At 72.1% G+C, this 26,454-nt stretch carries 30 protein-coding genes and 1 pseudogene; 16 read left to right on the top strand and 15 right to left on the bottom strand.

Annotated elements, in window-relative coordinates; genetic code table 11:
- The first annotated feature begins 14 nt into the window (after positions 1-14).
- Positions 15-1,487, top strand: coding sequence for a serine/threonine-protein kinase (locus ACGWYJ_RS09320; RefSeq protein ID WP_395105276.1), 1,473 nt, complete (start codon positions 15-17; stop codon positions 1,485-1,487).
- A gap of 24 nt (positions 1,488-1,511) precedes the next feature.
- Here ACGWYJ_RS09320 and rho read toward each other — a convergent pair.
- The 3 genes and pseudogenes from rho to ACGWYJ_RS09305 all read right to left on the bottom strand — a co-directional run.
- A pseudogene (gene rho / locus ACGWYJ_RS09315) lies at positions 1,512-2,579 on the bottom strand (transcription termination factor Rho); the annotation flags it as partial.
- Positions 2,580-3,250: 671 nt separating this feature from the next.
- Complete coding sequence (locus ACGWYJ_RS09310; protein WP_395105275.1) at positions 3,251-4,138, bottom strand: hypothetical protein; 888 nt, start codon at positions 4,136-4,138, stop codon at positions 3,251-3,253.
- Positions 4,135-6,156 carry a PEP/pyruvate-binding domain-containing protein gene (locus tag ACGWYJ_RS09305; protein ID WP_395105274.1) on the bottom strand — a complete coding sequence of 674 codons (2,022 nt, stop codon included), beginning with the start codon at positions 6,154-6,156 and terminating at the stop codon, positions 4,135-4,137. The genes ACGWYJ_RS09310 and ACGWYJ_RS09305 overlap by 4 nt, the downstream gene beginning before the upstream one ends.
- 197 nt (positions 6,157-6,353) lie before the next feature.
- Between ACGWYJ_RS09305 and ACGWYJ_RS09300 the strand changes: the two genes are divergently transcribed.
- Positions 6,354-6,863, top strand: a complete 510-nt coding sequence (locus tag ACGWYJ_RS09300; protein ID WP_395105273.1) for an enoyl-CoA hydratase/isomerase family protein — start codon at positions 6,354-6,356, stop codon at positions 6,861-6,863.
- Positions 6,864-6,875: 12 nt separating this feature from the next.
- On the opposite strand, the gene xerC is transcribed toward ACGWYJ_RS09300, so the two are convergent.
- Together xerC and ACGWYJ_RS09290 are read right to left on the bottom strand one after the other, a co-directional pair.
- On the bottom strand, positions 6,876-8,021 hold the full coding sequence (xerC, locus tag ACGWYJ_RS09295) for a tyrosine recombinase XerC (RefSeq protein WP_395105272.1): 1,146 nt from the start codon (positions 8,019-8,021) through the stop codon (positions 6,876-6,878).
- Positions 8,022-8,023: 2 nt separating this feature from the next.
- Positions 8,024-8,509 (bottom strand): multiprotein-bridging factor 1 family protein, encoded by a 486-nt coding sequence (locus tag ACGWYJ_RS09290; protein WP_395105271.1) that lies wholly within the window; start codon positions 8,507-8,509, stop codon positions 8,024-8,026.
- 112 nt (positions 8,510-8,621) lie between these two features.
- Between ACGWYJ_RS09290 and ACGWYJ_RS09285 the strand changes: the two genes are divergently transcribed.
- The 7 genes from ACGWYJ_RS09285 (at position 8,622) to ACGWYJ_RS09255 (ending at position 12,988) form a co-directional block, all read left to right on the top strand.
- On the top strand, positions 8,622-8,819 hold the full coding sequence (locus tag ACGWYJ_RS09285; RefSeq protein WP_395105270.1) for a helix-turn-helix transcriptional regulator: 198 nt from the start codon (positions 8,622-8,624) through the stop codon (positions 8,817-8,819).
- The gene (locus ACGWYJ_RS09280; RefSeq protein ID WP_395105269.1) at positions 8,816-9,652 is read left to right on the top strand and encodes a bifunctional DNA primase/polymerase; all 837 of its coding nucleotides are present in this window, start codon (positions 8,816-8,818) and stop codon (positions 9,650-9,652) included. The genes ACGWYJ_RS09285 and ACGWYJ_RS09280 overlap by 4 nt, the downstream gene beginning before the upstream one ends.
- Positions 9,649-10,989 (top strand): DUF3631 domain-containing protein, encoded by a 1,341-nt coding sequence (locus ACGWYJ_RS09275; RefSeq protein WP_395105268.1) that lies wholly within the window; start codon positions 9,649-9,651, stop codon positions 10,987-10,989. Before ACGWYJ_RS09280 ends, ACGWYJ_RS09275 begins: the two co-directional genes overlap by 4 nt.
- A 79-nt stretch (positions 10,990-11,068) precedes the next feature.
- Positions 11,069-11,467: a hypothetical protein gene (locus ACGWYJ_RS09270; protein ID WP_395105267.1), complete on the top strand. Its 399-nt coding sequence runs from the start codon at positions 11,069-11,071 to the stop codon at positions 11,465-11,467.
- A 78-nt stretch (positions 11,468-11,545) separates the two neighbouring features.
- Entirely contained in the window at positions 11,546-12,400 is an 855-nt protein-coding gene (locus tag ACGWYJ_RS09265; protein WP_395105313.1) for a P22 phage major capsid protein family protein, read from the top strand.
- Positions 12,397-12,618 (top strand): hypothetical protein, encoded by a 222-nt coding sequence (locus ACGWYJ_RS09260; protein ID WP_395105266.1) that lies wholly within the window; start codon positions 12,397-12,399, stop codon positions 12,616-12,618. The genes ACGWYJ_RS09265 and ACGWYJ_RS09260 overlap by 4 nt, the downstream gene beginning before the upstream one ends.
- Positions 12,619-12,667: 49 nt before the next feature.
- Positions 12,668-12,988, top strand: a complete 321-nt coding sequence (locus ACGWYJ_RS09255; RefSeq protein ID WP_395105265.1) for an HNH endonuclease — start codon at positions 12,668-12,670, stop codon at positions 12,986-12,988.
- Between the two features lie 279 nt (positions 12,989-13,267).
- On the opposite strand, the gene ACGWYJ_RS09250 is transcribed toward ACGWYJ_RS09255, so the two are convergent.
- Positions 13,268-13,579, bottom strand: a complete 312-nt coding sequence (locus tag ACGWYJ_RS09250) for a hypothetical protein (protein WP_395105264.1) — start codon at positions 13,577-13,579, stop codon at positions 13,268-13,270.
- Positions 13,580-13,686: 107 nt separating this feature from the next.
- Between ACGWYJ_RS09250 and ACGWYJ_RS09245 the strand changes: the two genes are divergently transcribed.
- Positions 13,687-13,953, top strand: coding sequence for a GntR family transcriptional regulator (locus ACGWYJ_RS09245; protein ID WP_395105263.1), 267 nt, complete (start codon positions 13,687-13,689; stop codon positions 13,951-13,953).
- Between the two features lie 47 nt (positions 13,954-14,000).
- On the opposite strand, the gene ACGWYJ_RS09240 is transcribed toward ACGWYJ_RS09245, so the two are convergent.
- The 3 genes from ACGWYJ_RS09240 to ACGWYJ_RS09230 form a co-directional block, all read right to left on the bottom strand.
- Positions 14,001-14,321, bottom strand: a complete 321-nt coding sequence (locus tag ACGWYJ_RS09240) for a hypothetical protein (protein WP_395105262.1) — start codon at positions 14,319-14,321, stop codon at positions 14,001-14,003.
- Positions 14,322-14,762: 441 nt separating this feature from the next.
- The gene (locus tag ACGWYJ_RS09235; RefSeq protein WP_395105261.1) at positions 14,763-14,951 is read right to left on the bottom strand and encodes a hypothetical protein; all 189 of its coding nucleotides are present in this window, start codon (positions 14,949-14,951) and stop codon (positions 14,763-14,765) included.
- Entirely contained in the window at positions 14,948-15,232 is a 285-nt protein-coding gene (locus ACGWYJ_RS09230) for a hypothetical protein (protein ID WP_395105260.1), read from the bottom strand. Before ACGWYJ_RS09230 ends, ACGWYJ_RS09235 begins: the two co-directional genes overlap by 4 nt.
- Positions 15,233-15,544: 312 nt before the next feature.
- Here ACGWYJ_RS09230 and ACGWYJ_RS09225 point away from each other — a divergent pair, with 312 nt between their 5' ends.
- On the top strand, positions 15,545-15,796 hold the full coding sequence (locus ACGWYJ_RS09225) for a hypothetical protein (protein ID WP_395105259.1): 252 nt from the start codon (positions 15,545-15,547) through the stop codon (positions 15,794-15,796).
- Here the strand turns inward: ACGWYJ_RS09225 and ACGWYJ_RS09220 are convergent.
- The 3 genes from ACGWYJ_RS09220 to ACGWYJ_RS09210 are packed head-to-tail and all read right to left on the bottom strand — an operon-like array spanning position 15,791 to position 18,119.
- Entirely contained in the window at positions 15,791-16,822 is a 1,032-nt protein-coding gene (locus ACGWYJ_RS09220) for an ABC transporter permease subunit (RefSeq protein WP_395105258.1), read from the bottom strand. The genes ACGWYJ_RS09225 and ACGWYJ_RS09220 overlap by 6 nt on opposite strands.
- Positions 16,822-17,715, bottom strand: a complete 894-nt coding sequence (locus ACGWYJ_RS09215; RefSeq protein ID WP_395105257.1) for an ABC transporter ATP-binding protein — start codon at positions 17,713-17,715, stop codon at positions 16,822-16,824. Before ACGWYJ_RS09215 ends, ACGWYJ_RS09220 begins: the two co-directional genes overlap by 1 nt.
- A complete protein-coding gene (locus ACGWYJ_RS09210; RefSeq protein ID WP_395105256.1) occupies positions 17,712-18,119 on the bottom strand; it encodes a GntR family transcriptional regulator in 408 nt (135 codons plus the stop codon). Before ACGWYJ_RS09210 ends, ACGWYJ_RS09215 begins: the two co-directional genes overlap by 4 nt.
- 196 nt (positions 18,120-18,315) lie before the next feature.
- Here ACGWYJ_RS09210 and ACGWYJ_RS09205 point away from each other — a divergent pair, with 196 nt between their 5' ends.
- The 3 genes from ACGWYJ_RS09205 to ACGWYJ_RS09195 all read left to right on the top strand — a co-directional run bounded on the left by ACGWYJ_RS09205 (position 18,316) and on the right by ACGWYJ_RS09195 (position 20,376).
- Positions 18,316-18,942 carry an MFS transporter gene (locus tag ACGWYJ_RS09205; protein ID WP_395105255.1) on the top strand — a complete coding sequence of 209 codons (627 nt, stop codon included), beginning with the start codon at positions 18,316-18,318 and terminating at the stop codon, positions 18,940-18,942.
- A gap of 133 nt (positions 18,943-19,075) precedes the next feature.
- Complete coding sequence (locus ACGWYJ_RS09200; RefSeq protein WP_395105254.1) at positions 19,076-19,792, top strand: YcnI family protein; 717 nt, start codon at positions 19,076-19,078, stop codon at positions 19,790-19,792.
- Positions 19,789-20,376, top strand: coding sequence for a copper resistance protein CopC (locus tag ACGWYJ_RS09195; RefSeq protein ID WP_395105253.1), 588 nt, complete (start codon positions 19,789-19,791; stop codon positions 20,374-20,376). Before ACGWYJ_RS09200 ends, ACGWYJ_RS09195 begins: the two co-directional genes overlap by 4 nt.
- A gap of 25 nt (positions 20,377-20,401) precedes the next feature.
- Here ACGWYJ_RS09195 and ACGWYJ_RS09190 read toward each other — a convergent pair whose 3' ends face one another.
- The 3 genes from ACGWYJ_RS09190 to ACGWYJ_RS09180 are packed head-to-tail and all read right to left on the bottom strand — an operon-like array spanning position 20,402 to position 22,811.
- Positions 20,402-21,376, bottom strand: a complete 975-nt coding sequence (locus tag ACGWYJ_RS09190) for a heme-dependent oxidative N-demethylase family protein (RefSeq protein WP_395105252.1) — start codon at positions 21,374-21,376, stop codon at positions 20,402-20,404.
- On the bottom strand, positions 21,373-22,272 hold the full coding sequence (locus ACGWYJ_RS09185; RefSeq protein WP_395105251.1) for a PDR/VanB family oxidoreductase: 900 nt from the start codon (positions 22,270-22,272) through the stop codon (positions 21,373-21,375). Before ACGWYJ_RS09185 ends, ACGWYJ_RS09190 begins: the two co-directional genes overlap by 4 nt.
- Before the next feature lie 29 nt (positions 22,273-22,301).
- On the bottom strand, positions 22,302-22,811 hold the full coding sequence (locus ACGWYJ_RS09180; RefSeq protein ID WP_395105250.1) for a dimethylamine monooxygenase subunit DmmA family protein: 510 nt from the start codon (positions 22,809-22,811) through the stop codon (positions 22,302-22,304).
- A gap of 251 nt (positions 22,812-23,062) precedes the next feature.
- Between ACGWYJ_RS09180 and ACGWYJ_RS09175 the strand changes: the two genes are divergently transcribed.
- Together ACGWYJ_RS09175 and ACGWYJ_RS09170 are read left to right on the top strand one after the other, a co-directional pair.
- Positions 23,063-24,745 carry an AMP-binding protein gene (locus tag ACGWYJ_RS09175; protein WP_395105249.1) on the top strand — a complete coding sequence of 561 codons (1,683 nt, stop codon included), beginning with the start codon at positions 23,063-23,065 and terminating at the stop codon, positions 24,743-24,745.
- Positions 24,742-26,385 (top strand): AMP-binding protein, encoded by a 1,644-nt coding sequence (locus ACGWYJ_RS09170; protein ID WP_395105248.1) that lies wholly within the window; start codon positions 24,742-24,744, stop codon positions 26,383-26,385. Before ACGWYJ_RS09175 ends, ACGWYJ_RS09170 begins: the two co-directional genes overlap by 4 nt.
- Positions 26,386-26,454 lie beyond the last annotated feature (69 nt).

Here is a 26,454-nt window from a genome sequence, read left to right as displayed (position 1 = left end):
GCATAACGACCCCCATGGGGGGAGATCGGTGGATACCGCTGGCCCGGCGGTATCACCTGCTCTCGGTGGCCGGCCGGGGCGGAATGGGCGTCGTCTGGCGGGCCCACGACGAAATGCTGGACCGGGACGTGGCGGTGAAGGAGGTGCGCCTCCCCGAACGGTTCACCCAAAGCGAGCGAAGGCTGCTGTGCAGGCGGCTCATCGAGGAGGCCCGCGCGACCGCCGCGCTGCGCCACCCCGGCGTGGTGGACGTCCACGACGTGGTCATCGAGGACGGGCGCCCCTGGATCGTCATGGAGTTCCTGCGCGCCCGCTCGCTGCACCAGGAGATCGCCGAGAACGGGCCGCTGCGCGTCGAACGCGCCGCCCGCATCGGGCAGAGCGTCCTGTCGGTCCTGAACGCGGCGCACGAGGCGGGCATCCTGCACCGCGACGTCAAGCCCAGCAACGTGCTGCTGTGCGACGACGGCCGGATCCTGCTCACCGACTTCGGGCTCGCCGTCCACATGGACAGGACGCAGGAGCCGGAGGAGACGCTGGTCGCCGGGATCGAGGGCTCGCCCGCGTACCTGCCGCCGGAACGGGTCCGCGGCGAACCCGGCGTGCGCGCCTCGGACCTGTGGTCGCTCGGCGCCACCCTCTACACGGCCGTGGAAGGGGTGTCGCCGTTCCTGCGCGGCCACGCGCTGGCGTCCATGCTGGCGGTGCTGCTGGGCGACTACGCCCCGCCGACGAGGGCGGGCGCGCTGACCCCGGTCATCGAGGGCCTGCTGCGGCAGGACCCGGGGCACCGGCTCAGGGCCGTGGACGCGGCGCGCATGCTGGGCGAGATCAGGATGGGCACCGGCCCGGAGACGGCGGCGGGCACGGCCCGGCCCAGGCCCAGGGCCGCGCCGAAAGGACGCCTCACACGCGGGCGGCTGCGGGCGGTCGCCTGCATGGGACTCGTCGCGGCCGCGGCCGTCGTCCTCGGGGCGTGGAGCGCCCGCTGGGACTCGGTGGCCAAAAGCGGCGACTCCGCGATGGTCACGTACCGCGAGGCCGGCGAGGCGTCCGGGTCTCTCGGGTACACCGACTACTCGGTGGACGTGCCGAGGGGCTGGCGGCGGGAGGAGTACGGCGCGGGCGTCCAATGGACGGACCCGCAGGGCGACAGGCTGCTGCGCATCATGCCGATCGGCGGTGACCCGCTGGCGGGCCTGCGCGCGACCGAGTTCGAGGCCGCGGAATCCGGAGGCTACCCCGGCTACCGCCTGCTGCGGCTGGAGGCGCTGCCGCCCGGCGACCGCCCGGCGGCGCTGCGTACCGACGGGACGGACGAGACCGCCGCGGAGTGGGAGTTCACCTGGGGAACGAAGGGCGATCGCATGCACGTGCTGCGCAGCCGCGCGGCCGGATACGAGTTCACCTTCTCCGCCCCCGACTCCCGCTGGACGCCGGCACACCGTCACTACGAACGGGTCCTGGAAAGCTTCCGCTCCGAATAGAGGCCGGAAAGGGCGAGAGCGGCCTCAGGTGGTCTGCTGCACCTTGAGCAGGAACTCGGCGTTGGAACTCGTCCCCTTCATCTTCTCCAGCAGCATCTCGATGGCCTGCTGACGGTCGAGGCCGTGCAGGGCGCGGCGCAGCCGCCAGTTCAGCTCCAGTTCCTCGCGCGGGATCAGCAGTTCCTCGCGCCGGGTGCCGCTGGCCTCGATGTCGACGGCGGGGAAGATGCGCCGCTCGGCCAGGCCGCGGTCGAGCTTGAGCTCCATGTTGCCGGTGCCCTTGAACTCCTCGAAGAACACGTCGTCCATCCGGGAGCCGGTGTCGACCAGCGCGGTCGCCAGGATGGTCAGCGAGCCGCCGTTCTCGATGTTGCGCGCGGCGCCGAAGAACTTCTTGGGCGGGTACAGCGCGGTGGTGGCCACGCCGCCGGCCAGGATGCGGCTGCTGGACGGCGCCTCAAGGTTGTAGGCGCGGCCGAGCCGCGTGATCGAGTCGAGCAGGATGACCACGTCGCGGCCCTGCTCGACGAGCCGCTTGGCGCGCTCGACGGCCAGTTCGGCCAGCGCCGTGTGGTCGGAGGCGGGACGGTCGAAGGTGGAGTGCAGCACCTCGCCGCGCACCGACCGCTGCATGTCGGTGACCTCCTCGGGACGCTCGTCGATGAGCACGACCATGAGGTGGGTCTCGGGGTTGCCGGTGGCGATGGCGTTGGCCAGGGCCGCGAGCACCATCGTCTTGCCGACCTTGGGCGGGGAGACGATCAGGCCGCGCTGGCCCTTGCCGATGGGGGCGATCAGGTCGATGACGCGGGGCGCGAGCGCGCCGGTGTCCAGCCGCAGGCGCTCCTGCGGGAACAGCGGGGTCAGCTTCCCGAACTCGGGGCGCTCCGCGGCCTCCTCGGGCGTGCCCCCGTTGACGGACTCGACCTCGACGAGGGAGTGGTGCTTCTCCCGGTTGGAACGCGGCGGGCGTGCCGTGCCGGTGACGACGTCACCGGGGCGCAGGTGGCTCGCCTTCACCTGGGCCGGCGAGAGGAAGACGTCGGACGGGCCGGGCAGGTAGCCCTCCGTCCGCACGAACGCGTGCTTGTCCTGGACGGACAGCACGCCCTGGAATCGGACGACCCGCTCTTCGGCGGTCTGGCGATCGGGGCGCGCGGCCTGCGCCTGGCCCGCCGGCCGGGCCTCACGGGCCTGCCTGGGCCGCTGGGCGGCGGGTGCCGTTCCGGCCTGCCGCGCGGGACGCGCCGCGCGCCTGCGGGTGGCCTGCTTCGGCACGGCCGTCGCGCGTCCGGTCGTGATGGTGGTGGGCATGAAGATCCCTTCTCGGGCGGCGCGCCCTAGCGCGCTGTGCCCGGGGTCTGCCTCCGCGTACGGTTCGCCTGTGCGCCGCCTGTACGCGGAGGGAATGCGAAAGCTGCAGCTCGGTTCACCGGGCTGTCGACGGCTCCCTTGATGCGGTGGTCCGGGATGCGGGTTCGCACGTACCCCCGGACTCGGACGAATGGGGGAACACACTCACCGGGCTCTCAGATGGCCCGGGCGGGGAAAGGGCGCCCTCACCGCCCAACCGATATGAGGCGGCGACCTAAAGGCGCTATCACGACAGTACAGCACACAACACCCGTTCCGCATTCCCCCGTCCGGCGATCCTTCGCGCCGGGTGGCCCATGAGTACGTTCCCCCTCATGCGGTCGCGTGAAGCCTCGGATTTCGTGCCTCGGACACCCCGTATGACTCCGAATCCGCGCCCGGGGTTCTGATCAGCCGCCGTGCCGGACGGACACGACCGAGAACCGCCCATGATCGACGACCGCGTCCTCAAGGCATCCCCGCAAACGGCGCATCGCATGCTCACCCAGGGCGGGTTGCACGACGAGCGCGTACCGCTGCCCGCCGAGCGGTACGAGCCCGCCGCCTTGCAGGTAGGGGCGGGTGGAGCCCCGGCAGTATTCCCACAGCCTCGTCGCGAGGGGGTCGGTCGTGGCGGCGCCCGTCCGCCCGTGCGTCTGAGCCTGGATGATCAGCGTGCTGACCGCCTCGCGCATGGGCGGGTCGGGGCGGTCCTGGGTGTGATCGGCCAGCTCGACGACGGCGAAACCCGCCAGCAGGAGCATGATCCCCCCGCCCAGCAGGCGCACCTTGAGCCCGCGCCCGTCCGGCGCCGTCTCCGGCGCCCCGGCCAGGACGCCTCCCGGCGGCAGCGCCAGCGACTCGGGGACCCTGGCGCGGGACGTGGCCTGCCCCCGTCCCAGGGCCGAGGCCGCGCGTTCCACGAGCGCCGCCAGCCCGGACACGATGATCCCGGCGCCGAGGAGGACCGGGATGAAGACCTTGTAGGAGTACGTCTCCGCTTCGAGCCAGCGGAAGCGGGGCGCCTCGTCCCCGGCCGGCTCCACGGGCCGCGGGCCGGACGGGTCGGCGGCACGGGCGCCGGAGCCGGCACGGCCCTCGGCCAGCTCGCCGATGCGCCGCTCCAGCGACCGCAGCCGGTGCGCGCCGGCCACCGCCACCAGCACGATCAGGCACACCAGCAGCAGCTGACCGGCCATCAGCGAGCGCTGCCACTCCCATCGGGCGAGGTAGACGACCAGGTACCCGCCGGTGGCGAGCACCATCAGCCCCAGCCCGGCATAGACGAGCCTTCTCATGCCGCCTCCTTCTCGCGGGCCGGCAGGGTCTCGACCGTGCCGGTGTCGCCGTCCACGAGGACCCGGGTGCCGGGCGGGAACCGGTCGAGCGCGCCCCGCATCCCCACGACCGTCGGCACGCCCATCTCGCGCGCCAGGATCGCCAGGTGCGACAGCGGGCTGCCGGTCTCGGCGACGATCCCCGCGAGGGACGGCAGGTAGGCGGCGAGTGACGGCGCCAGCGTCCGCACCACCAGCACCGAGCCCGCGGGCGGAGCGTCCGCGCCCTCCCCGAGTGCGCTGTGCACCCACCCGGACCCCCGCCCGCCGCCCGCGGGCTGCCCGCCGTCCCCGGACGGCGAGGACTCGGCCACGATCCGCTCCCCCGCCAGCCGGAACGCCGCGGGCAGCGGCGCCGTGCGCGGCGGAGCGGCACGGCGTTCGAGGTCGGCGGGGAGCGCGCCGCCCTCGAACGCCGCGACCAGTTCAGCGAAGCGCAGCACGCGCACGGCCTCCGGGCGCGCCAGCGCGCCGTCCGCGACGAGCCGCCCGGCGGCCTCCCACGCGAGCCGCCCGGCCAGCTCCTGCACCCAGCGGATCCGCAGGCGCAGCGACTCGCGGGCGCCCAGCGGGCCCGTGCCCCCGAACGTTGGCGCGTTGCCGTCGGTGGGCGGCAGCTCCCGGTCGCCGATGGACGGCGGTGTGAGGGCCAGGACGGCGGGGTTCTCCACGAGGATCCGCGCGTCGTCCTGACCGGCGGCGCGCGCTCGGCTCAGCGCGGCCAGTCCTTGGGCCGCCGCCGTCGTCGTGTCGCCCGTGCCGCCGAGGAGGGAGCCGGCGAGCGCCTCCAGGCCGTGCAGGGACGTGAGCGTGGCGCGCGTCCAGCGCAGGGCCGTGGTCAGCTCGGCGCCGGTCAGGTCCTTCAGCGGCGGGACGGCGGCGAGGTCGGCGTCGACGGTGGCGGCGGTCTCGGCGGCCAGGTCGGGAAGCTGCGCGCGCAGCCGTCCCACCTGCCAGGCCACCGCCAGCCTGCGGACGGCGGGCACCGGGTTGACCAGCCGCGCCCAGGTGCGCCGCCGTCCGGGCGCGGCGCCGAGCCGGCGCAGGTCCGCGGCGGCCCGCCCGCCGACCGAGACGACCGTGGGGCTTTTGCGCAACGCGCGGCGCGACACGGCGCCCGCGGTGGCCAGCGCCTCACCGAGGCCCCGGTCCAGCGGTACCAGCCACAGGTCCTCTTCAAGGGGGGACAGCGGGTCGGGCAGCGTCTCCGCCACCGGGCCGGGGCCCAGCAGCGGCGCGCGGCGGGGCGGCGGCGGGGCCAGCGCCGTCACGGGACGGCTTTGCAGCAGCCACAGCCGCCCGTCGCCCTCGAAGGCGAACTCGACGTCCTGCGGCCCGCCGAACACCGACGCCGCCCGCGCCGCCAGCCTGGCGAGGGCGCGCAGTTGCGACCGGCCGAGCGGGCCCTCCCCCTCGGCGGGTCCGCTGTCGTGCTCCACCGAGACGAGGCGCCCGCGCCGGGTCAGCGCGTACCGCGTACCGTTCACCTCGCCGCCGACCAGCGCCGCGGGACCGCCGGGCGTGGCCGACACGATCACCCGGTCGGTGCGGCCGTCCACCGGGTCGGCGCCGAACATCACCCCGCCGGCGGCGGCGTCGAGCTGCGGCTGGACCAGGACGGCCATCGTGCCCGGCCCGGACGCGGACGCCCGCACCTCGTCCACCGCCGTGAGGAAGGCCGGCCAGCCCTCGACGTCCAGCACCGAGACGAACCGGCCCGCCATCGACGACACGGCGCCGTCCTCCAGCGTCGAGGAGGATCGGACCACCAGCGTCCGGCGCCCGCCGGCCGACAGCCGTTCCCAGGCGGCGCGCAGATCGTGCGCGCCGTCACCCGGCCGTACGGGGATCACGAAACCGGGCAGCACCGGCAGGTCGTGCAGGGCGGCGGTCGCGAGGTTCGCGGCCTTGGCGCCCGCACGCGCGGCGGACGCGGCCGGGGCGTCGTCGAGCCAGAAGACCCGCGTGCTTTGTGGCACAACAGACTCCGATCATCCGAAGCCGCCCGCTATCAAGAATCCGTCGTGGCCCGCGCGAATTCCTCACCCACAGGTGGTGTATCGCAGCTCACCCTTGGGTGGACGGCGGGAGGAGACGGGTCGTCCCCAGGGCGGAGTCGGACCCCGAGATCGCCGCACCCTACGATTGCGGCGCATCGTGAACGAGGAGGGGGCGGATGACCGCCGACCAGTGGCTGCGGGGCGAGGTCGCCGACGGGGTCGCGACCCTGACCATCGACCGGCCGGGCAAGCGCAACGCCATGAGCACCGCCATGTGGCTGCGGCTGCCCGTCCTGCTGGACGGCTTCGCGGCCGACCCGTCCGTCCGGGTGGTGGTGCTGACCGGCGCGGGCGGCGACTTCTCGGCCGGCGCCGACATCGGCGAGCTCGCCGAGATCGGGCGGCGCGGCGACCCGCACCCCTCCACCGTCGCCGAGGAGGCCCTGGCCGCGTTCCCCAAGCCGACCATCGCGGCCATCGAGGGCTTCTGCGTGGGCGGCGGCTGCCAGCTCGCCCTGGCCTGCGACCTGCGGTTCGCCACCGCCGGGGCGCGCTTCGGCATCACCCCGGCCCGGCTCGGCATCGTCTACCCGCTGTCGGCGACGCGGCGGCTCGTCCGGCAGGTCGGCGCCTCGTCCGCCAAGTACCTGCTCTACTCGGCGCGGCATGTCCCGCAGGCCGCCTGACCTCGCGCTTCATCACCGCGCCTCACCCTGGTTCCGGCTCTGTTCCGCGCGAGCGGCCAGAACCGCCTCGACGGCCGCCCGGGTCGACTCGTCCCGGTCGGGCCACAAGTGCGCGTAGGTGTCGAGCGTCGTCTTGGCCGACGCGTGCCGTAGCCGAGCCTGAACGGTCTTCACGTCCGCGCCGGACGCGATCAGCAGCGACGCGAAGTAGTGCCGTAGGTCGTGGTACCGGAACCCGTCCGGGAGCCCCGCTACCTTGTCGCGCGCCGCAGCGAACGCGTCATCGAGCGTCCGGGGCGCGAGCTGACCGCCGCGTGTGCTCGTCAGGATCGTCTCGGCCGGGTACGCGGCCACCTGCGCCGACAGATGCTCGGCGAGCAGGCGCGGTATGGGGATGGGCGTCCGGGACACCTCGGTCTTGAGTTCGTCGGCCGGGTACTGGACGGCCGGGGAGATCACGCCCCGCAGGAAGTCGACATCGGCGACGCGCAGGCCGCACGCCTCGGCGACGCGCAGGCCGGCGAACGCGGCCAGCAGGACGGCCGCCCGGTACCGCTCCCCCATCGCGTCATAGAGCGCCCACACCTGCGCCGTGGTCGCGACGTACGGCCGTTGCTTCCCGGCGCCCGGGGACGTCCGCCGGGAGCATGGGGATCGGACAAGTAGGCCGTCATGCACGGCGTCGCCCATGATCTGGGAGAGACGCCCGTGCAGGGCGTGCACGTAGGACGGGGCCGCGCCCTCGTCCTTGAGTCGCGCGCACCATGCCCGCACGTGGGACGGCCGGACGGCCGACAGCGGCAGATCGCCGAACTCGTCGAGGATCTTGGCGATGTGCACCTGCGCCGATCGCACGGTCTTCGGCCGCCGCGTCCGGTAGCCCGCAAGCCACGTCGCGCACCACTCCCGCACGGTCGTCCGGGCCGCTCTCGGCTCGACGTACGTACCGCGCCGCGCGTCCGCCTCCATGTCCTCGGCGTACCGCTTCGCCTTCCCCCTCGCATTGTCCGGGAACGCCCTCGTCCGCTCCCGACCGTCCGGCCCGATCCAGCATGCGAGATACCGCTTGGCGTCCTTCTTCCCGCCGTTGTCCGGGTGCCGCGCCGTCTTGCGCCGCGGCGAGCTGGACGTCCACCACAGGTCTTTGACGCGCGCCACGGTCAGGCCCCGTCCTGCTGGGAGCGCACGAACTCCATGAACTGCCGCATGGCCTCGGCGTCGGGTGGGGGCGGTGGCTGCCATTCCTGCTCGGGGACCTCACCGAAGAACGTCCGCCGGTCGGTCTTGTCGGACAACGGTTCGTGCCCCCGGATCCAGTGCCGGAGTAGCCCGACCTTGACCGCACGGCCGGGGGTCACCCAGTAGGCGCCCTCCTTCAGTGGTGCGAGCAGGTGGACCGGGGCGACGTCGAGCGCGAGGGCGAGCGCGAGCAGTTCGTCGACGGTGATGTTGCGGCGGCGGCGGCCGGTGGTCTTGTCTCGGCGTCCGGTCTCCAGGTCGGTGACGACCGATGCCGTGATCTCGGGGGCGCCGGCCTCGGTGCAGCGCGCGGCGAGCTGGGCCGCCGTCCAGCCGCGCCGCTTACGCACCTCCCGGACGCGCGCGCCGACCACATCGCTAGGTGTGGGTCGCTCTGGTTTCGTCATATCAACGAACGTACACGGCGAGTTGACAAGCGTCCAGCGACTACCGCAAGCTACCTGTGACGCTTGGAAGATCGACGAATCTAGTTGTCGATCCGACGAATCTGGAGACGTGGTGACAGAGAAGCACCTGACCATCGAGGACCTGGCCGAACGGTTCGGCGTGCCGGTGAGAACGGTCTACTCCTGGAACAGCGAGGGCACCGGCCCCCGGTACATGAAGATCGGCCGACACGCCCGGTACAAGCTGGCCGACGTCATCGCGTGGGAGAACGAGCGCTACGCCGAGACGGGCGGGAGCGCCACCCGATGACCACGAACGAGAACCGCCCCGAGGACGGCGATCCCGGGGCGGTCGAAGACGAGCAGCTGGGCGGCGGCTACGTCACGCCCAGTCTACGACTGCGCGCCGCCTTCGACTACGCCGCACGAGGATGGCCGGTGTTCCCCTGCAAGCCGCAGAGCAAGGAACCGGCGACCGTGCACGGCTTCAAGGACGCCACCACCGACCCGGACGTGATCGGCGAGTGGTGGCGCCGGATGCCCGCGGCGAACGTGGCCATAGCCACCGGTGCCCCGGCCGTCGACGTCCTCGACGTCGACGTGAAGGAAGCCGGGAACGGGTACGCAGCGTTCAACCGGCTCAAGCGCGCCGGGCTGCTCGCCGGCGCGCTGGCACTCGTGCGGACGCCTTCCGGCGGACTACACACCTACTTCGCGGGGACCGGGCAGAGGTGCGGCGCGCTCAAGCGCCACTTCTTGGACTTCAAGGCCACCGGCGGATACGTCCTCGCCCCGCCCTCGACCGTGCACGGACGGGCGTATGAGCTGCTCGACCAGCGCCGCGCGTCCGGCGTCCTCGACTGGCCGAGCGCCGCACGGCTACTCGACCCGCCGCGCCCGGCCGCGCCCCGGCCGCCGCGCCGTCGAGGCAGCGGCATCAAGGGACTAGTCGCCTGGATGGCCCAGCAGCCGGAGGGCAACCGGAATCGCGGCCTGTACTGGGCCGCGTGCACGGCCATCCGGGAGGGTCACGACGATGACCTCGCGGACCTGGTGGCCGCCGCCGTGGGACCGGGACACGACGAGCGTCAAGCGTGGCGGACGGTGGAGTCCGCGCGCCGCAAGATCGGTGGTGCCACGTGAACCTGAACGACTTCGACGTCCCCCTCCACGGCGCGGCACTGCTCGACGAGCTGCGCGCCGCGTTCGTCCGGTACGTCATCCTCCCATCCGATGAGGCATACGACGCGGTCACCCTGTGGACCGCCGCGACGCACGCACAACCCGCGTGGCAGCACGCCACCCGCCTCGCCATCACCGCGCCGGAGAAGCGGTGCGGCAAGTCCCGGCTGATGGACGTCATCACCGAGACGTGCCACAACCCGCTCATCACGGTGAACATCTCCCCGGCCGCCCTCGTCCGGTCGATCGACGACGACCCGCCGACGTTGCTGCTCGACGAGGCCGACACCGTGTTCGGCAAGAAGGCGGCCGACAACCACGAGGACTTGCGCGGGCTGATCAACGCCGGGCATCAGCGCGGCCGCCCGTACGTCCGGTGGGACGCCGCGCTGCGGCAGCCCGAGCACTGCCCCACGTTCGCCATGGCGGCCCTGGCCGGTATCGGGTCGCTGCCCGACACGATCGAGGACCGGGCCGTCATCATCCGCATGCGGCGGCGCGCGCCCCGTGAGCGCGTCCAGCCGTTCCGTACGCGCCGCGACGCCCCCGCACTGCACGAGCTGCGCGACCGCATCACCGCGTGGATACGGGGCCGCCTGGACGCCCTCACCGACGCCGAGCCCGCCATGCCCGTGGAGGACCGGGCGGCTGACAACTGGGAGCCGCTCATCGCCGTCGCCGACGAGGCCGGCGGTGACTGGCCCGACCGGGCACGCAAGGCGTGCAAGACACTGACCGGGCAGGCTGAGGAAGACACCTCGGCCGGTGTGCGGCTCCTGGCCGACCTCCGCGAGGTGTTCGGAGACGCCGAAGCGATGCACGGCACCGACATCCTGGAAGCGCTCCACAAGCTCGACGAAGCGCCATGGGCGGACTGGTACGGCCGCGCGTTCAACGCCCGTGATCTGGCCAAGATGCTCAAGCCCTACGGCGTCTCGTCGACGAAGGTGAAGATCAACGGCGTGGCGTTGCAGGGGTACCGCCGAGAGCATCTACACGACGCGTGGAGCCGCTACCTCCCCCCACGGCAGGAGGGGAGTGGAACTTCCGGAACCTCCGGAACCTCGCAGGTCAACGAGGGTGTCCCCGGTTCCGGTTCCGGACACGCGAACGGAACCGGAACCGGTGACACCCACTCTGACCAGCAAAGTTCCAGAGGTTCCGGAGGTTCCGGTCACCCCCCGCCCGGTGGGGTTGGCACGTGCGCCGTGCCCGAGTGCACCAACGAGCCGCGCCGAGCCTGCCGGACGTGCGCCGACCACATGACCCGCGAACACGAGTTCACCACCGCCGCATAAGGCGCGGCCAGTCGCTCGTCACCGGCAATTCAACAGGCGTAGAATTGCCGGTGACGTCGCGATGACGGGAGTAGCTGCGATGGCTGACGAACAGAACACCACCGGCACCGAACAGGACGCCGACGAGACACTCGGCGAGAGCGGGATCAAGGCACTCAAGGCCGAACGCGAAGCGCGACGCCAAGCGGAAAAGGCCCTCGCCGACGCGAACCGCCGACTCGCCGACATCGAAGCCGCGCAGCTGCGCGCCGACGTCGCACGGGCCAAGGGACTCACCGACGCGCAGGCCAAACGCCTCACCGGCACGACCCGGGAGGAGCTGGAGGCCGACGCCGACGACCTGCTGGCCGCGTTCGGTGCGCCTACCGGCACCACCGCCAGCCCGTTCGGGCGCCCCAAGGAGCGGCTGACTCCCGGCGCCTCACGCGGCGAGGGACTCGACGTCGACAAGCTCGCCGAGCGCATCATCCGCCGCTAGGCCCGCGATGGGCCACCGGCACCCCGCGACGGGGACCACCGACCATCACCAACACCAACAGGAGTGCCCGTCGTGGCCATGCTCAACAGCTCAATCATTGCCCGCCTGGCGATTCCGCTGCTGCACCGGTCCGTCGTCCTGCCCCGCACCGTGGAGCGCGTGGCCGGAACCGAGTTCGGCGGCTCGTCCGGCGACACCATCACCGTCCGCGTCCGCGCCAACCGGACCGCGAACGTCCAGTCGACCCCCGGCGCCACCATCACCCTCGACACCATCGGCGAGACCGGCGTGCCCCTGGTCGTCAACCACATCTACAGCGCGGCCACGCTCACCGACGAGGACCTGGCCCTGAACCTGGAGGACTTCGGCGCCCAGGTCCTGCAGCCCGCCGTCCAGGCCGTAGCTCGCAAGAGCGAGCAGTACATCGCCGACGCGATCAACGCCCTCGTCGCCGACGCGACCGTACCGGCGACCCCCACCGCCGACGACTACGCGGCCGCGATCAAGGACGCCGGGCAGGCCCTCGACGAGGTCGACGTCGAGGCCGGGAACCGGTGGTGTGCGGTGTCCCCGGCCGCCGCGCGGGCCCTGCTGGACTACCCGGCCATCGAGGACGCCTCAGCGCTGGGCACCCCCAGCGCCATCCAGGACGCCACGATCGGCCGCTACGCCGGGTTCAACCTGGTGAAGTCCAACACCCTGACCGCCGGGTCTCTGTGCGCCTACCACCGGTCGGCGTTCGTCATGGGCAACCGGGCGCCCGTCCAGGTCGCCAGCGTCGACTCGGCGATCAGCACTCAGGACGGGTTCACGCTGCGGGTCGTCCGCGACTTCGACGCCTCCAAGCTCGCCGAGATCTGCGCCGTCAGCACGTTCGCCGGCGCCGCCCTGGTCGACGCCGACCGCGCATACAAGGTCACGGTGGCGTCGTGACCGTCCTGGACACCTGGACCGAGACCGCCGACCGCACGCCCTCACACGAGGAACTGCGGTCGGCGGCCCCGGCCGGGGTCGAGCTGTACGACTACTGGCAGGTGCTCGTCCTGGCCGCCGAGGACGTCGACGGCGCCCCGGCCGGGGTCACCCTGGCGCGGCTCGCACGGTGCTCCACCACGCCGCCCGACCGGCTCCCCGGACACCGCGCGGCATGACCTGCACGGTGTGCGGCGACGACGGACAGACCACACCCGAGGTGACCCGATGCCCTACGCCAGCAAGCCCTCAGGCCCTTGGAGACGCACCCCCCTACCCCCACAGTGGCCCCGCCTACGCCGGGCCGTCCTAGAGCGCGACGGCCACACCTGCCGCATCCAGGGGCCACGCTGCCAAGGACGGGCGACCGAGGTCGACCACATCCAGCCCGGCGACAACCACGACCCGAACAACCTCCAAGCCGTCTGCACCCCATGCCACGCCACCAAGACCGGCAAGGAGAACGCGGCAAGGCTCAACGCCTCGCGTCCGCGCCGACGTCGAGAGCCCGAACCACATCCAGGCATCCTCAGGCCAGGCGAGAAGTGATCCCGCCAGGGGTGGGGGCAGGGCCCCTACCTGGGGGTTCTCGAGCGTCGGGGGTTAGCGCGAGAGATCTGGTACGGAACTTCAGGTCGTTGTGACCTGTTCGTTACGGGTACGGAACGTCACGGCCCGGGAGTCCCAGACCCGTACGCACCGCGATTTGCTTTCCTCGACGTTCGGGCACACCTCGTGAGGGGGCCCTGCCCAGGGGGGTAGGGGAGATGAGAGCGTGATGGGCCGGGGTGCGCGCCGCAGGTCGGCCGGTTCCGCCGTCCGCGGCCTCTACATGGGGCCGGATATCCAGCCGTAGTCGCGGGTCAGGTAGGACCGGACGGCGAGGGCGGCGTCGGGGATGCGGGCGGGGTCGGCTTCGGCGAACGGGTGGTTCCACGAGGTGTAGAACCAGAGCCGGTCGCCGTCGTCGTGGCGGGGGCGGCAGGTGATGGTGTCGGCGGCGCAGGGGTTGTCGATGCAGCAGCCGGGGGCGTGGTAGTTGCGGACGACCAGTCCGCGGGCGGTGAGGGTCGCGTCCAGGCCGTGCCGGTGCAGCGCGTTCTGCAGCTCGAAGAGTCGTGCCGGGGGTCCGCCGTCCATCGCTCCGTCTCCTGTCGGGTGCGTGCCGCACAGCGTAGCCAACCTTCCTAGACCTTCCTAGTGCTTCCTGCGCTTTCATAGCATTACCGCAGGTCACATACGGTTTCATGGTGGGTGAGATCGACTTCGACGGGCCGGACCCGATCTATGTTCAGGTGGCCAACCTGATCAGGTCGCGTGTCGCCGATGGCTCGTACGAGGTGGATCGGCGCATCCCGTCCGTGCCCAAGCTCAGCGAGGATCTGGGCGTGGCACGCGCGACGGTGGAGAAGGCGCTCGCGCTGCTCAAGGCGGAGGGGCTTCTGCGGGCGGTGAAGGGCCGTGGGACGTTCGTCAAGCCGCCGGCCGGAGACGACCAGGACGGCGCCGAGTAGGCGGACCGGCCGCGGAAGAGATATCAGCTGATATCTCTCAGCCCGCCCTAGCTGTATCCGATGTGGACCCACCACACGCCCGTGTTGGTGGTGTTGGACCGCATGAGGTTGACGGTGAGCTGGGTGGCGGTGACCTCGGACGCACTCACCTCTTCCACGGTCCCGGGGACCCCGGTGCTCGCCGTGACGAACGCGGCGAAGTTCGTGCCGGGGGTGGTGAGCCCGGTGACCGTCTGCGAGGTGACCACGCCCGCCACGGGGGTGATCGTCACCATGCCCACGGTGATGCCCTGGACGTTGCCGAGGATCTCGGCCAGGGAGTTGAGCGCTTCGGCGGTCAGGCGTTGCCCGGCCTGGAATTGGACCACGTGGGAACCTCCTACAGTGCGACGTACACCGGTTCGGTATTTCCGCCCCCGCGCGTGCGGGCCGGACCTGAGCGATCCCGAACTTACAACTAGTTGTAAGTTCCCGCCCCCGCGCGTGCGGGCCGGACTTCTGGGAGGGTGTCGAAATTCCGACATGCTGATGACCGCCCCCGCGCGTGCGGGCCGGACCTGGGACCTTCGGAAAATTTTCCGAAGGTCAGCTGACCGCCCCCGCGCGTGCGGGCCGGACTTCTGGGAGGGTGCGGAAATTTCCGCATGCTGATGACCGCCCCCGCGCGTGCGGGCCGGACCTCGTCTTGCTTAATTGCTTTAATTTGAGCATTTGACCGCCCCCGCGCGTGCGGGCCGGACCCTGCGTGACGTGCGGGAGCCCCGCCGACCGGCAGGCCGTGCGGGGCTCTCGTGGTGCCCTTCCCCGGGCTACTCGTCCTTCACCGGGCGCAGGTGACGGCGCTCCCGGCGCTGACCGGCCGTGCCGCCCGTGCTGGGCAGCACCCCGCCCTCCTCGGCGAGTTCGACCGTGACGATCATCTGCTGGGCGATCAGCGCGAGCTGCCGGGCGGTCTCAAGCAGGAACCGGGCCACGTCCTCGTCCATGCCGGTGCTCATCGCTCGTCGTCCTCGATGAGGCCGAACTCCCACAGCAGTGCCCTGACGGCGCCGGTGAGGTACCCCAGCCGGTACGCGGAGGCGTACTCGGCGTTGTCGTCGGGCACCTCGACCTCCAGCGCTTCGGCGAGGTACTCGATGCGCTCGCGCGTCCACGGCTGGAGCCGCTCGAACTGGGCGCGGCGGTCGGCGCGCTCGGCCGCCGCCGCGGCGGCACGGACGGCCTCAAGCTCGCCGCCGGGCCACTGGGCGGGGGTGGGACGGATAGGCTTCTCGTTCATGGGTTCGGACCTCCGTTGTCCGGATCAAGGCCCCGGCCGGTGGTGAGGTCACTAGGTCGGGGCCGCTTCATGTCTGGCGCGGCGGGGCGTGCCCGCGCGGCGGACCGCGCGCTCTCAGTTCCGTCTCAGTTCCGCCAGAGGTCCGGGAAAGCCGGGAAACGATCGGAACTGATCGGAGGAGAGAAGCGAGGTCAGAGCGACTATCGGCCGTCCGGCCCCTGGTCAGAGACCCGGGGTGGATAGTTCCTGCTCTACTCCGCCGAGCTCGTCTCCGCGTCCCACGCCCTGCGCATCGGCCTTCTGGACGAGGTCGTGGAGGACGGGACGGCCCTGCGCGAGCGGGTCGCGGCGTTCGCGGCCACGCTGGCGTCCCGTTCCCTGCTCACCCAGCGGGCCACGAAGGAGATCGTCACCGCGCTCGGCGCGGGCGGCGACGCGGACACGCTCACCCTCCAGTGGATGAGGGAGGCCGGCGGCCCGTCCGGCGACATGCACGAGGGCATAGCCGCCTTCCACGAGCGCCGGCCGCCCTCCTTCACGTGGACGGCCCCCAGGCCGTCATGACAGGTTGCGGCGGATCCGGTAGAAGCAGAATCCCGCCAGGCCGAGGCTCAGGACCGCGTAGACGCCGGTCTCGGCCCACTGGAGAGGCCAGAAGCGGTCCGAGCCGTGGTAGACGAGCTTCTGCCGGTACCCGAGCCGCTTGATCTCGGCCAGGCACTCCGCCGCGGGCCCGGGCGGCCCCGGCGCCCTTTGCTCCGTGCAGGGTCCCACGCCCATCTTCATGGGCACCGTGTCGACGACCTTGCCCGACCTGTCCACGGTCTCGTTGGTCAGCATCCACGCTCCGGGGTCGTCGGGCTTGACCGTCAGCTTGATCGGCATGCCCGGCCCTCTGGACATGAACCCGCCGAGGTTGGCGCGGGTGATCTCCGTGGTGACGTTGGTGGGCGGCAGCAGCCGCTCCCGCACCACCAGCGGCATCGCGATCTGCACGACGGCGAAGACGGCGAGCGTGACGGCCATCGCCGCGAGCGTGCGCCGGGTCAGCAGCCCGACGGCCACGCCGAGGGTGAACGCGAAGGCCGCGTACCCCATCGGCGCGATGCCGCGCCCGTCGAACATCAGCGGGGTCATCCGCGCGGCCTCCAGCCCGGCGGCCTCGTCGAGCGGTTCGGCCCACCAGTCGACCGCGAAGGCGGCCAGCCCGGTGAGGAGCATCGCCACCGAGCCGGTGACGGCGAGCTTGACCGCCAGCCAGCGGGTCCGGGTCACGCTCTGGTTCCACACCAGCCGGTGCGTGCCCGCCTCGACCTCGCGGGCGATCAGCGGCGCGCCCCAGAAGAGCCCGACGAGCGCCGGGGTGAGCAGCACGATGGCGAGGAGGCCGAGGAACGCGGGCTGGTGATCGGCGAAGAAGGACTCGGCGAACCTCTCGCAGTCCTCCGCGTCGCCACACGTGGCCAGGCCGGATGCGTAGTCGTCCGCGAGGTCCGGCCCGGTCACGCCCAGGACGATCGCCAGCAGCGCGAGCGCGCCGCCGCCCGCGAGGGCCTGCACCCGGAACTGGCGCCAGGTCAGCCAGATCATCACAGCACCTCCAGGGCGGGGCGGTCGCGGTCGCTCGCGGTGGTGTCCATGTACGCCAGCACGAGGTCTTCGAGGCCGACCTGGCTGACCGTCCAGGCGGGGTCGTGGATCGGCCCGTCGGTGCGCACGACGTAGGTGCTCTGCCGGTCGGTGTGGCTGGCGGACACGACGTGCTGGTCGGACGGCAGCCTGCCGGCGTCCCTGCGCGGCCCGGTGAGCCGGTGGTGGGTGGCCAGCAGCGTCTCGATCTCGCCCGCCACCCGGACCCGGGAGTCCACGAGCACGATCAGGTAGTCGCAGGCCCGTTCCAGGTCGGACACCAGGTGGGAGGACAGCAGGACGCTGAGCCCGTGCTCGGCGACGGTCTCCATCAGGCTCTGCAGGAACTCGCGCCGCGCGAGCGGGTCGAGCGCGGCCACGGGCTCGTCCAGGATCAGCAGCTCGGGCCGCTTGGCGATGCCGAGGGTCAGCGCGAGCTGCGCCCGCTGGCCTCCGGACAGCTTGCTCGCCTTGCGCCGCGGGTCGAGCCCGAGCCGCTCGACGCGCTCGCGCGCCAGCGCGGCGTCCCACGCGGGGTTGAGCCGGGCCCCCAGCTCCAGGTGGTCGGCGACGGTGAGCCCCGCGTAGGTGGGGGTGTCCTGGGCGACGAACCCGACCTTGGCCATCTGCTCCGGGCCGCCGGCCGGGTCGCCACCGAGCACGCGGACGCTTCCCGCGTCCGGTGCGAGCTGCCCGACGGCCAGGTTCAGCAGGGTCGTCTTGCCCGCCCCGTTCGGCCCGACGAGGCCCACCACGTGCCCGCCGGGGATCTCCAGATCGCAGTCGGTCAGCGCCCAGCGCCGCCCGTATCTCTTGCCCAGGCCCCGGGCCTCCAGAACGACACGTTCGCTCACGCTATGTCCTCCTCTTCGGCGGCCTCGCGAAAGGTCGTCATGAAGACCGCCTCGATGCTCTCGTCGTCCAGGCCGGCCCGGCGCGCCTTGGCCAGCCAGCGACGCAGTTCTTGGCGCAGCGGCTCGTGCGCGGCCAGGGAGGCGTCGGCGAGCGTCGCCGTCACGAACGTCCCGACCCCGGGCCGCGCCGCGACCAGCCCGTCCCGTTCGAGCTCCCGGTACGCCTTGAGGACGGTGTTGGGGTTGATCGCCAGTCCCGCCACCACCTCCTTGACCGTGGGGAGCTGGTCGCCCTCGCGGAGCAGCCCGAGCCGGAGCGCCTGCCGGACCTGCCGGACCAGTTGCAGGTACGGCGAGACCCCCGACCTCCCGTCCAGATGGAACTCGATCACCAGAAGCTCCATTCATCTAGTTAACTAGCACAATAGAGCCATAGTGCGGGGCGTCGTGTCAAACCCGAGGAGGAACCGGCCGAGTTCCGCGAGGAGTACATCCGCCTCTTCACCCTCCCCGCCGACGACTGAGCCGCCGCCCGCGGGACCCCGGTTCCCCGGGGTGGTATAGAGATCGCGAGGGGTTGGTGGGACGATGGTCGGCGCCATGTCCGCGCTCCCTCCGCAGCCGCAGAGACCGCTCTTCCGGAGCTCACGGGCGGTGGCGTTCGCCACCGTCTGCGTGACGCTGGCGAGCGTCGGGCACGAGCTGACCTCGACCGCCGAGATCCCGCTCTGGGCGATGCTCGCGGGTTTCGCCGGGGTGCTGGCGGTGACGCTGGTGCTGGCCGGGCACGAACGGTCGCTGGCGACCATCCTGGGCGGGCTGCTGGGCGGCCAGTTCGCCCTCCACAGCCTCTACACGGCCGCGACCTCGCCGGCCCTTCCGGTGACGGGCCCGGGGACCGGGCATCACGCGGTCACGGAGATTCCGGGGCACGAATCCGGACTTTCGATGACGTTGGCTCACGTCGCCGCCGCCGTCATCTCGGCATGGTGGCTGCGGCGCGGCGAACGGGCCGCGTGGTCGCTGGCCCGGCGCGTCGCGGATCTGGCGGATCGCCCCGTCCGCGCGCTGCTCGCTCTTTTCTCCGACGTTGAACCCCCGGCGCCTCCTGCCCGTACAGTTCTGGTACCGGCGGTGGGAGAGACCAGCACCGTCGGCCTCATCCTGCGACACCTGGTCGTACGACGGGGACCACCCACACGTTCGAGGGCGCTCGCGCACGGCTGAGCACCCGGGCCGGCCCAGGCTCGCATCTGGGCGGCCCCGGGGCCTCGGGCGCGCCGAGCGCCGTACGCCACCCGGAACGCCCCTTTGGCGCTTCCGGACGTCCCGTACGTCTCGAACGTCCCTGGAGAGATCCATGATCTTGCACGCGTCCTCGCGCGTCCGCAGGACCGCCGTCGTGGCGGCCCTGACCACCGTGTCGCTGGCCGGCCTCGCCACCGCCGCCTCGGCGCATGTCACCGCCAACCCCAAGACCGCCGAGCAGGGCGGTTTCACCAAGGTGTCCTTCCGCGTGCCGAACGAGCGCGACAACGCCGACACCACCAAGGTCCTGATCCGCATGCCCGCCGAGCACCCGATCGCGCACGTGTCGGTACGGCCCGTCCCGGGCTGGAAGGTCAAGGTCAAGACCGAGAGGCCGGCCCGTCCCGTGAAGATCGAGGGCGGCGAGCTGACGGAGGCGGTGTCCACCATCACCTGGTCGGGCGGGAGGATAGGCCCCGGCGAGTTCGAGGAGTTCGAGGTGTCGATGGGCCCGCTGCCCACCGGGGTCGACCGGGTACTGTTCAAGGCCGAGCAGTCCTACTCCAACGACGAGGTCGTCAAGTGGGACCAGGATCCCGGCGACGGCCGGGACGAGCCCGAACGCCCGGCCCCCTCGCTCACCCTGACCCCCAAGGGCGCGGCACCGGCGTCCGGCCCCGCCTCCGCGATCACCGCGTCCCGGACGGCCGGGACGGACGCGACGGAGGACGGGACGGCCCGGCTCCTGGGCGGGCTCGGCCTCGCCGTGGGCGTGGCCGGTGTCGGTGTCGGCGGATTCGGGCTCGCACGTGCGAGGAGGCAGTCGTGACGAGGGTCGGTACGGTGCGGATCGGGGTGGCGGGCCTGCTGGTGGCCGCCATGGTGGGGCTGGGCGCGGCGCCCGCCTCGGCGCACACCGCGCTGAAGTCGTCCGACCCGAAGGCGGGCGCGGAGGTCGCGCCGCCCACCGAGATCACGCTGACCTACACCGAGACCGTCCGCCTCCCGCGCGTGATCCTCACCGGGCCGGACGGCGCCCGGCACGAGGCCGGGGCGGCGACGGCGTCCGGCGACACCGTCACCCAGCCGGTGAACGGAACGCTCCCGAACGGCACCTACCGCGTCGGCTGGCGGGTCGTCTCCACCGACGGGCACCCGGTGACCGGCACCTTCTCGTTCACGGTGACGGGCTCGCCGGGCTCGGGCGGGTCCGGGCCGTCCGGGGCGCCCGCGGCGGACCCCGCCCAGGCGCCCGGCGCGGCCCCGTCCGCCGGTGCCGCGACCGCCCCGGCGGCCGGGCAGGGCGGCTCGGACGGTTCCTCGTCCGGGTGGCTGTGGATCGGGCTGGCGGGACTGGTCGTCGTCCTCGGCGTGGGCGGCGTCGCCTGGGCCCGCCGTCCCAGCGAGGACTGAGCACCCGGTCCCGGTGTAACGGCCGTCAGCAGGTCGCGCGTAGGTAATCCACGGCGGCCTGCCGGTAACGCGTAAGGCCCTTGTAGTCGGCCACGTCGTCCGGCAGGCCGTCCAGTACGGAGGCGAGATCGCGCCGCCATTGCGGCACTTGCGCCAGGTCTCGGAGCGACAGCAGGTACGTGCGGATCAGGAAGAGGACGGCCCCGGACGGCGCCAGCCGGACCAGATGCTGCACCTCGACCCGCAGGTGCAGGCGTTCCGGCAGCCCGTCCGGCGCCTCCGCGATCATGCGTTCGCGTTCGGGCGTCCAGGACGGCGCGTTCTCGGTCGAGGTGTCGAGCCGGTGCCCGGCGGTCATGCTCCAGTTCGTCCGCCGGTACGCCTGGCCGGGCTGGAGCCGCATGAGGAACCGTTCCGCGCGCGTGAAGACGCCTTCCTCGTGGACGCGGGGCGGCACGGGCCCGTGCACGTCCTGGAAGGCCATCCCGACGTCGAAGGCGAGGGACCAGTCGGCCGCGAAGGTCACCAGCCCGGCGTCGGCCCACAACTCGTCCTCCCGCTGGTCGAGAAGGACGAGGTCCTCCTGCACCTGCTCCCCGGCGAAACGGAGCGGCCCGCCCGGGAGCGAGTTCCGGTCGCCGATGGTGAAGGTCTTCTCGACGCCCAGCAGGTCGTTGCGCCACCGGCACTTCCGCCCGTCCCGCTCGAACGTCATCGCCTCGGGATGGTCGGCGGCCAGCTCGCCCAGCAGGTAGAGGAGGGCGTCCCAGCACGCCGGCCACATGTGGGGCAGGACGGTGCAACGGCTGGGATCGGCCCGGAGGATGCGCCCGCGCAAGTCGAGCTCGTCGCGGTAGGAGTCGCCCACGTCGACGACCGTGCCGCCCCACGACCCCGCCGCCGTGGTGACCGGGCACGGCGCGGGCTCCACGTTCGTGCTGTACCTGAACGTGCCGGAGGTGAACGGGAACGGGAACCGCTCGGGTTTCGTGGATCTCATAGATCGACCTCGACCTTCCCGTCCAGGGCACGCGAGACGCAGCACATCATCGCGTCGCCCGCCGCCCGCTCACCCTCGGAGAGGAACAGGTCGCGGTGCTCGGGACGCCCGGAGAGCACCCCTACCCGGCATTCGCCGCACACGCCTTGGCGGCACATGTGTGGCACCTCGACACCCGCCCGTTCCAGGGCTTCCAGAAGGCTCACCCCGGACGGCACCTCCACCTCGATCCCGCTCCTGGCGAGCCTGGCGGTGAAGGGTCGTCCGGGTTCCAGATCGTCCGCCGAGAACCGTTCGACATGGATCCGCTGGTCCGGCCAGCCCGCCTCGGCGGCCAGCCCGCGCACCGCGTCGATCAGCCCGGACGGCCCGCACACGTAGGCGTGCGTACCCAGCGGCTGGGATCGCAGGGCATCGCGGAGCGCGACCGTGAACTCGTCGCGCCCGGAGAACTCCCGGAGCCGCTCACCGCACAGTTCCCGTAGCTCATCGGCGTGGGCACCGGTTCGATGCGCGTAGAACAGAGTGAACGACCGCCCCCACTCGACGGCCGCACGGGTGTGGGACAGCAGGGGCGTCACCCCGATCCCGCCTGCGATCAGCAAATGGTGCCGGGCGGTGGCGACGGGTGGGAACGCGCTGCGCGGCCCTTCGGCCTTCACCTCGTCGCCAACGGACAGGCGATGCATCCACGCCGAACCCCCGTCCGCCGATGCGCCGAGCACCGAGATCCGGTACTCCGCCGAGGGCGCGCCCGATCCGGTGAGCGAGTAGGCGTTCCGCCGCCGCTCGCCGCAATGGACGACCAGATGGCTCCCGGGCACGAACGGCGGCAGCCCTCTCCCTCCGGGAGGCGCCAGCGCGAAGGACAGAACGCCGTCCCCGACCGCCTCCACGGACCGAACGACAAGGGAGAACGCCGCCATCAGGACGCCTCGACCCCTAGGTAGGCGGCCAGCCGTCGCGAGAAGTGCCGCTGACACCGCAGCGTCAGCCCGCAGCCCCGGCACTCCACCGTCCCGCCCACACCGACCTCGGCCTCGGTGATCGCCCGGCAGTGCGCGCAATGGATCCGGCGGCGGTCCGCCTCGGTGGCGTGCTCCCGGATCTCCGCGGGCACGGCCCCCGCCCGGACGGCCCGGGCCCGCAGGCGCATGACGTCCGCCTCGGGTCCGGCCAGCATCAGCCGCCATCCGACGGTCGCCGCCCGCAGCCGCTCCTCGAACGCCGCGAGCACCGTCCCGTCCAGCCGGTCCACCCGCGCCGACCATACGGGCGGCCGGTCGGCGCGCGAAGCGAGCTCCGCCAGCCAGCGGCCGGCGACGGGCCGCGCGGCGGCCCCCACCGCGATCACCGCGTAGGACCGTCCGGACGGGTCCACGGCGGGCGGCGCGGCACCGGCGAGACGCGGCACGCTGGTGTGGTCGACGCGCATCACGCCTCCTTCGCTCTTCGCACGCCAGAGGATAAGCGTCCCGAACGACCCCCCGGACGCGGGTCGGGTCGTGCTTTCCCGCCCTCCCCTGCGTCCCCGGGGGATAACGTGCGCACCGGACGCTCACCGAGGAGTGCGGGACGCGGCTGGGTAGACAGCCGAGTACCCCCTTTCGGGGGTGGTGCGCGCCGGAGGCTTGGCCAACGATCCATGTCATCGGGGTCGCTGTGCGGCTACTACGAGGAGGAGCCATGACGGCAGTCGAGTTTCGCGCGGCCCGCGACTTCCTGCTGGCCCATCGCGAGGACTACGCGACGGCGTACGAGAAGTTCCGCTGGCCGGTGCTGACCGGGTTCAACTGGGCGCTGGACTGGTTCGACGCGATCGCCGAAGGCAACGACCGCCCGGCGTTGTGGATCGTGGAGGAGGACGGCTCGGAGGCCAAGTACTCCTTCGCGGAGTTGTCGCGCCGTTCCAACCAGGTCGCCAACCGGTTGCGCGCGGCGGGGGTGCGGCGGCGCGACCGGGTCATCCTCATGCTCGGCAACCAGGTCGAGTTGTGGGAGACGATCCTGGCGGCGATGAAGCTGGGCGTGGTCCTGATCCCCACCACCCCGCTCATGGGGGCGGCCGACCTGCGCGACCGCATCACCAGGGGCAAGGCCAAGCATGTCGTGGTCCGCTCGGACGCCACCGACAGATTCGCCGACGTCCCGGGTGACTACACGCGCATCGCGGTGGGACCCGAGGTCGAGGGCTGGCTGCGGTACGGCGAGGCGTACGGGGCGGAGACCGCGTTCGACGCCTACGGCACGACCTTCTCCAGCGACACGCTCCTGCTGTACTTCACGTCCGGCACGACCGCCCGCCCCAAGCTGGTCGAGCACACGCACGCGAGCTACCCCGTGGGCCACCTGTCCACCATGTACTGGATCGGGCTGCGCCCAGGGGACGTGCACCTGAACATCTCCTCGGCGGGCTGGGCCAAGCACGCCTGGAGCAATGTCTTCGCGCCCTGGAACGCCGAAGCCTGCGTGTTCATCTTCAACTACACGCGTTTCGACGCGGACCGGCTGCTGAACGAGATGGACCGGTGCGGCATCACCAGCTTCTGCGCGCCCCCGACCGTCTGGCGGATGCTGATCCAGTCCGATCTGTCCCGGCTGTCCACCCCGCCCCGGGAGGTGGTCGCGGCCGGCGAGCCGCTGAACCCCGAGGTGATCGAGCGGGTCCGCGAGGCGTGGGGGGTGACGATCCGGGACGGCTTCGGGCAGACCGAGACCACCGTCCAGATCGCCAACACGCCCGGCCAGCCGGTCAAGCCCGGCTCGATGGGACGGCCCGTGCCCGGCTACACGATCACCCTCGTGGACCCGGCGACCGGGGAGCCGTCCGACGAGGGCGAGATCTGCGTCGACCTGGAGGACCGCCCGCTCGGCCTGATGACCGGGTACCACGGGGACGAGGAGCGCACCGACGAGGCGATGGCCGGTGGCGTGTACCACACCGGCGACATCGGCTCCCGCGACGCCGACGGCTACATCACCTACGTGGGCCGCGCCGACGACGTGTTCAAGGCGTCCGACTACAGGATCTCCCCGTTCGAGCTGGAGAGCGTGCTGATCGAGCACGAGGCGGTGGCGGAGGCCGCGGTCGTCCCGTCCCCCGACCCGGTGCGGCTCGCGGTGCCGAAGGCGTACGTGACGCTGGCCGCGGGCTGGGAGCCGACCGCCGACACCGCCAAGGCGATCTTCGAGCACTGCCGGGAGCAACTGTCCCCGTTCAAGCGCGTCCGCCTCCTGGAGTTCGCGGCGCTGCCCAAGACCATCTCCGGCAAGATCCGCCGGGTCGAGCTGCGCGCCGAGGAGGCCGCCAAGCATCCCGACCCGTCCGCACGTCCCGAAGGCGAGTTCCGGGAGGAGGATCTGCGATGACCGAGCTCTCCTACGCCTCCGGCACCTCCGCCAAGCCCCTGCTGGGCGACACCATCGGCGTTGACTTCGACCGCACCGCCGCCGCCGTTCCGGAGCGGGACGCGCTGGTCGAGTTCGAGACCGGCCGCCGCTGGACGTACGCGGAGCTGTCCGCCGAGATCGACGCGATCGCGCTGGGCCTGCTGGACCTGGGCGTGACCAAGGGCGACCGCGTCGGGATCTGGTCGCCCAACCGCGCCGAGTGGGTGTTCGTCCAGTACGCCACCGCGAAGATCGGCGCGATCCTGGTCAACATCAACCCCGCGTACCGGGTGCACGAGCTGGAGTTCGTGCTCGACCAGGCGGGCATCCGCACGCTGGTGGCCGCGCCCACGTTCAAGACCTCCGACTACGCGGCGATGATCGAGGAGGTGCGGCCGCGGTGCGCCGCGCTCCGCGACGTCGTCCTGATCGGGCGGGAGTCGTGGGACGCGCTGCACGACGCGGGCCGGAACGGCGACCGGGCGCGGCTGGCGGAGGCCGCCCGGGACCTCACCGCCGACGACCCGATCAACATCCAGTACACCAGCGGGACGACCGGGTTCCCCAAGGGCGCCACGCTGTCCCACCACAACATCCTCAACAACGGGTTCTTCGTCGGTGAGCTGTGCGGCTACGACCAGGAGGACCGGGTCTGCGTCCCGGTGCCCTTCTACCACTGCTTCGGCATGGTGATGGGCAACCTGGCGGCCACCAGCCACGGCGCCTGCGTGGTGATCCCCGCGTCCGGGTTCGACCCGGCGGCCACGCTGGCGGCGGTCGCGGCCGAGCGCTGCACCTCGCTGTACGGGGTGCCGACGATGTTCATCGCCGAGCTGAACGACCCCTCCTTCACCGGCCACGACCTGTCGTCCCTGCGCACCGGGATCATGGCGGGCTCGCCCTGCCCGGTGGAGGTGATGAAGCAGGTCATCGAGCGGATGGGGATGACCGAGGTGGCGATCTGCTACGGCATGACCGAGACCTCGCCGGTGTCCACGCAGACCCGCGCGGACGACTCGCTGGACCGCCGGGTCGCCACGGTCGGCACCGTCCACCCGCATCTGGAGATCAAGGTCATCGACCCGGGAAGCGGCGTCACCGTCCCCCGCGGCACGCCGGGCGAGCTGTGCACCCGCGGCTACTCGGTGATGCTGGGCTACTGGGAGCAGCCGGACAAGACCGCCGAGGCCATCGACTCCGCCCGCTGGATGCACACCGGCGACCTGGCGGTCATGGACGCCGAGGGCTATGTCACCATCACCGGCCGCATCAAGGACATGGTGATCAGGGGCGGCGAGAACATCTACCCGCGCGAGGTGGAGGAGTTCCTCTACACCCACCCCGACATCGTGGACGCGCAGGTCATCGGCGTCCCGGACGAGAAGTACGGCGAGGAGCTGATGGCCTGGATCCGGCTGCGCCCCGGCGCCGGGCCGCTGACCGCCGAGGCGCTGCGGGAGTTCTGCGCGGGCCGGCTCGCCCACTACAAGATCCCCCGGTACGTGCATCTGGTGGACGAGTTCCCGATGACCGTCACCGGGAAGGTCCGCAAGGTCCAGATGCGCGAGGAGGCCATCGGCATCCTGGGCCTCCCGGGCAAGGACGTCCCCACCGCCTGAGGAGCGTCCCGGGTGATCCGGATCACCCGGGACACTTCACTACGGAGCGTCCGCCGTGCATGCTCGGGG

The sequence above is a fragment of the Actinomadura sp. SCN-SB genome (assembly GCF_043906805.1).
Classification (GTDB): domain Bacteria; phylum Actinomycetota; class Actinomycetes; order Streptosporangiales; family Streptosporangiaceae; genus Spirillospora.
Note: the sequence above shows the minus strand (reverse complement) of the source record. Positions and strands in the feature narration are given on the sequence as shown.